This window comes from Pseudomonas sp. LP_7_YM (assembly GCF_004364435.1).
Taxonomy (GTDB): domain Bacteria; phylum Pseudomonadota; class Gammaproteobacteria; order Pseudomonadales; family Pseudomonadaceae; genus Aquipseudomonas.
On the sequence record NZ_SOCT01000030.1, the window covers coordinates 1 to 4,220 of the forward strand.

Consider the following 4,220-nt stretch of genomic DNA (forward strand, 5'->3'; position numbering starts at 1 on the left):
ATTTCCGGCCCGCAAACCGCTATCATCGTCGGCCCGCCCGGCGAAGAGATCTACACCGATGAACTTGGCCGTGTGAAGGTGCAATTTCACTGGGACCGCTACGGTCAATTCAACGACAAGAGCTCCTGCTGGGTCCGCGTCGCTCAATCCGGTGCCAGCGGCGGTTTTGGCAGCATCCAGATTCCGCGGGTGGGCGATGAAGTGGTGGTGGTTTTCCTCGACGGCAATCCGGATCGCCCGCTGATCATGGGCAGCGTCTACAACAGCAAGAACACCCCGCCATGGTCGTTGCCGGCAAACAAGACGCAGAGTGGTTTTCTGACGCGCTCGACCAAGGGCCATGGCGGTACGGCGAACTTCTTCCGTTTCGAGGACAAGTCCGGCGCCGAGCAGATCATCATGCACGCCGAACGCAACATGGACACCGAGATCGAGCTGGATGAAACGCATAAAGTAGGCGGCAATCGCGCCATAAGTGTAACCGGCACCCACACCGAAGTTATCAAGAAAGACACGGCAATGAACGTTCAGGAAGGCTCGTTGACGATTCAGGTCGACAAGCAGTTCATTCAGATCAGTGCCAAGACCCACATAATTCTTCAAGTGGGATCCAGCAGCATCAAGATGACGGATGGGCGCATCGAGATCACCGGCGATTCGGTCGATATCTTCGGCAAGACCGACACCTTCATCCACGGCAAACGGGTCGATATCAACAAATGAGAAAGTCGTCGATTCCCGACACCCGAACCAGCATGTACGACCGCATCTCAGAGAAGCGCCTCGCAGCAGAAGCGCGCGCTCGCGAGGAAGCCGAGCAGGCTGCAGCAGTGGCGGCGATTGCTATGAAAAATGAGCCCGCGCATGGTTTTCCACTGCAACCCTCACGCAATGAGCTGAAAATTGCCGGACTGGCTTTATTGATGCCCCAGCTTTTGGCATTTCGAGATCTCGACATGACGTTTGAGCGGGAAGGCCAACTGGTCACGTTCAGCGCGAAACGTCGCCCTGCGCCGGAAGGTTTGACGCTGCAACGGTCCACCGAGCTCTACGTCGACAATCTGCGTAAGCACCACGGTGACGTCACTGTCGTTCGCCAGAATGATTGCCTGTTGGCAGGCAGCCCCGCAGTTTCACTGGATTACGCGTTCAAGCTGGGCCAAGAGCGTCGGCACGGTCGAGCAATCAGTGCAATTGTTGCCCCCGCGGATGGTAACGAGCGCCAGTGGTTCAGCGTGTCGACGGTGATTAATCCAGATCATCCGGCACTTTCCAACTGGCTAATCGACTTCGACGAAATGCTGGGCAGCATCGCCGCCTGCTGAACTCTTTTTCTCAACACTTTATGGAACACGCCTCCAATGGACTATCAGCTTCAGGAAGGATCGATCGTATTGCCGGAAGGCTTTCAGGACCGCACGGTGAACATGTTCGTGCTCGGCAACACGATCCCCGCGCCGCTCAACGTCACCGTCTCCCGTGACAACATGCTCCCGGCGGAAGACCTGAATGCCTACGTCGACCGTCAGATAAAACTGATTGCATCGAAGTTGCGCGGCTACACCTCACTGGGGAAGAAGTCCGTCACCCTGTCAGCTCAACAGCCGTTGGGCGGTATTCAAGTCGATGCCTACTACATGGACGGCGGTCGCCCGTTTTACCAACGTCAGGCCGGGTTTGAGATTCAGCCAGGTCGCATTTTGGTGTTTTCGACCACCAGCCAGACAGACTTCAGCGCCGCGCAGACCGAAAACTGGCTGCAACTGCTCGCCAGTTTCCAACCCCGCCAAACTCAGGTTTCATCTGCCGAAACCACCGGTCAGGAATAACCATGTTCGAAGCCGCTCGATGGAACGACGAAATTGAACATACAAGCGCCTTGGCCGGGTTTCTGGTAGGTGCAGTTGCTGGCCTGGCTCTCGCGGCCTACGCCGCCACGCTCGTGTGCTCCGGAGGCACCGCTGCTGTACTCATGCCCATCGCAGTGGGGCTTATCGCGAGTGCACTGCCTGCCTTGGGGGAGTATTTCGGCAAGATGTTCAGCTCGCCGGCCGGGGAGATTCAGCTTCCCGGCTGCTCTACCGATGTGTTTATCAACAGCCGCAATGCCGCGCATGTGGAGTTGAGCCTCGGCCGGTGCGAAAAACACCCGGCGCCGGTTCAGGTCGCCGAGGGTTCTTCCAACGTCTTCATCAACAGCGTGGCTGCGGCGCGCAAGGATGACAGGCTAACCTGTGGTGCGCGGATTTCATCCGGTTCGGACGATGTGTTCATTGGGGGCGGCACCGTTCAGTACCTCGACATCGACGATGAGATTCCTGGCTGGCTTCGCGTCGGTATCGACGTGCTGATGATCGTCGCGTCGATGGGTAAAGCGGCAGTATCAATGGCCAAGTTGGGTTTGACGCAAGGGTTGAAAGCTGCGGGCCCCTGCGCATTGCGCTTCGGCGCAATCGTCGCCGGCAGCTATCTCGCAGGCCGCTTCATCATTGGCCCGGCATTCGGGAAAATCTTAGGCGGTATTACCGGCAATCCCGTCGATCTCACGACCGGCCGCAAACTTTTGCTGGGCTCAGGCGAAACCGACTTCGTCCTGCCAGGCCTGATGCCAATCGAATGGTCCCGCTTCTACGCCAGCGATCTGACCGTCGACAGCGTGCTGGGCCGTGGCTGGGTCTTGCCGTGGGAACAGAGTCTTCGCCGCAGTGGCAGCTTTGTGTACCTCACCGACAACCAGGGCCGGAGCGTGCCCTTTGTCGATGTCGAGCCCGGCGAGCGCATCTACAACCCCTACGAGCAGATTTATCTGGTGCGTACCCTGGGTGGGCACTATCTGCTGCAAACCCTGGATAACGTCTTTTTCTACTTCGGCGAAGTCCCCGACGACAACACCTCCATACCTTTGCAGCGTCTGGAAAATGCCCTCGGCCATTACCTGCATTTCATGCGCACGGTTGAAGGCACGCTCACAGACATCAGCGCGCCCGGCGGCGTTCGGATCCACCTGCATTACGATAACCCGCTGGGGCGCCTGACCGACGTCAAACGCGTCGTCGACAACATGGCCGTTGAAACTCTCGTCCAGTACCGCTACGACGACAACGGCCAGCTTATCGAAGTGATCAATCGCAATGGCGATTCCATGCGCCGGTTTAGTTATGCCGAAGGCGTCATGGCCAGTCACAGCAACGCATTGGGCTTGAGCTGCAACTACCGCTGGGAAACCATTGATGGCCGACCACGCGTGGTCGAGCACTGGACCAGCGATGGCGAGCACTTTCATTTTCGTTACGACTTCCAAAAGCGCACTTCATGGGCTGTTGACGTCCTAGGGCGCGAGCTGGAAGTGCAGTACAACGAGGACAAACGGGTCATCGCCAGCCGCGACTTCGGCGGCGAGCGTTACGGCAGTGATCTGGATGAAGCGGGCAATATCACCAGGCTGAGCCTGCCGGACGGGAATCGTCTGACCTTCAAGTACGATGACTTCTCGCGCTTGGTTGAAGAAATCGATCCGCTCGGTCGGAGCATCACCTACAGCTATCACCTCAGTACCACCTTGATAACCGAAACCGCCTTCCCGGACGGCAGCGTCTGGAAAGCCCGTTACGACGACAAGGGCAACCTTGTCGCCGAGGTCGATCCACTCGGCCACAAGACCGAGTACCTCAATAGCGAAGACGGCCTGCCGCACACCATCATCGACGCGACCCACAAGTCCAAATACCTGTGGTGGAACGAGTTGGCTCAGGTGGAGCGGTTTCAGGACTGCTCGGGCAAAAGCACCTTCTACACCTATGACGATCGCTCCCACCTGATCGCTGTGACCGATGCGCTAAATCAGACGACACGGCTTGAGCGTAAGCCTGACGGAGAAGTAGTGCGTATCGAACACTCGGATGGCACGGCTGAGGCATTTACCTACAACGCCCTCGGCCAAGTCCTGACGCACACCGATGGCAAGGGTCAGACCACAAGGCTGTTGCGCACGGCACGCGGTCTGCCAAGCAGCCGTCAGGACGCCAAAGGCCAGCGCATTCGGTACGAGTACGACAAAGCGATTCGGCTGACAGCGTTGGTCAACGAAAGCAATGCGGTTTATGGATTTACTTACGATGCCTCGGATCGACTGATCGAAGAGAAACGCATCGACAACCTGACGCGCCGTTTCAGCTACAACCTCGGCGGTCATCTGACCCGCGTCGATGAAACCGGCTACG

The 4,220-nt window shown here is 57.9% G+C and carries 4 protein-coding genes; all 4 read left to right on the forward strand.

What is annotated here, in order from left to right:
- Positions 1-723 (forward strand): type VI secretion system tip protein TssI/VgrG (tssI, locus tag EC915_RS24550; protein WP_133753048.1); only part of this gene is annotated, 723 nt, incomplete at its 5' end.
- Positions 724-755: 32 nt separating this feature from the next.
- Positions 756-1,325: a hypothetical protein gene (locus tag EC915_RS24555; protein WP_256658835.1), complete on the forward strand. Its 570-nt coding sequence runs from the start codon at positions 756-758 to the stop codon at positions 1,323-1,325.
- Positions 1,326-1,361: 36 nt separating this feature from the next.
- Positions 1,362-1,829 carry a DcrB-related protein gene (locus tag EC915_RS24560; protein ID WP_133753050.1) on the forward strand — a complete coding sequence of 156 codons (468 nt, stop codon included), beginning with the start codon at positions 1,362-1,364 and terminating at the stop codon, positions 1,827-1,829.
- A gap of 2 nt (positions 1,830-1,831) precedes the next feature.
- On the forward strand, positions 1,832-4,220 hold a 2,389-nt coding region (locus EC915_RS24565; RefSeq protein WP_133753051.1), incomplete at its 3' end, for a DUF6531 domain-containing protein.

What these genes read in the sequence shown, in the direction of transcription:
- EC915_RS24555 (WP_256658835.1), top strand. Translation starts at nt 756, where the DNA reads ATGTACGACCGCATCTCAGAGAAGCGCCTCGCAGCAGAAGCGCGCGCT.
- EC915_RS24560 (WP_133753050.1), top strand. Translation starts at nt 1,362, where the DNA reads ATGGACTATCAGCTTCAGGAAGGATCGATCGTATTGCCGGAAGGCTTT.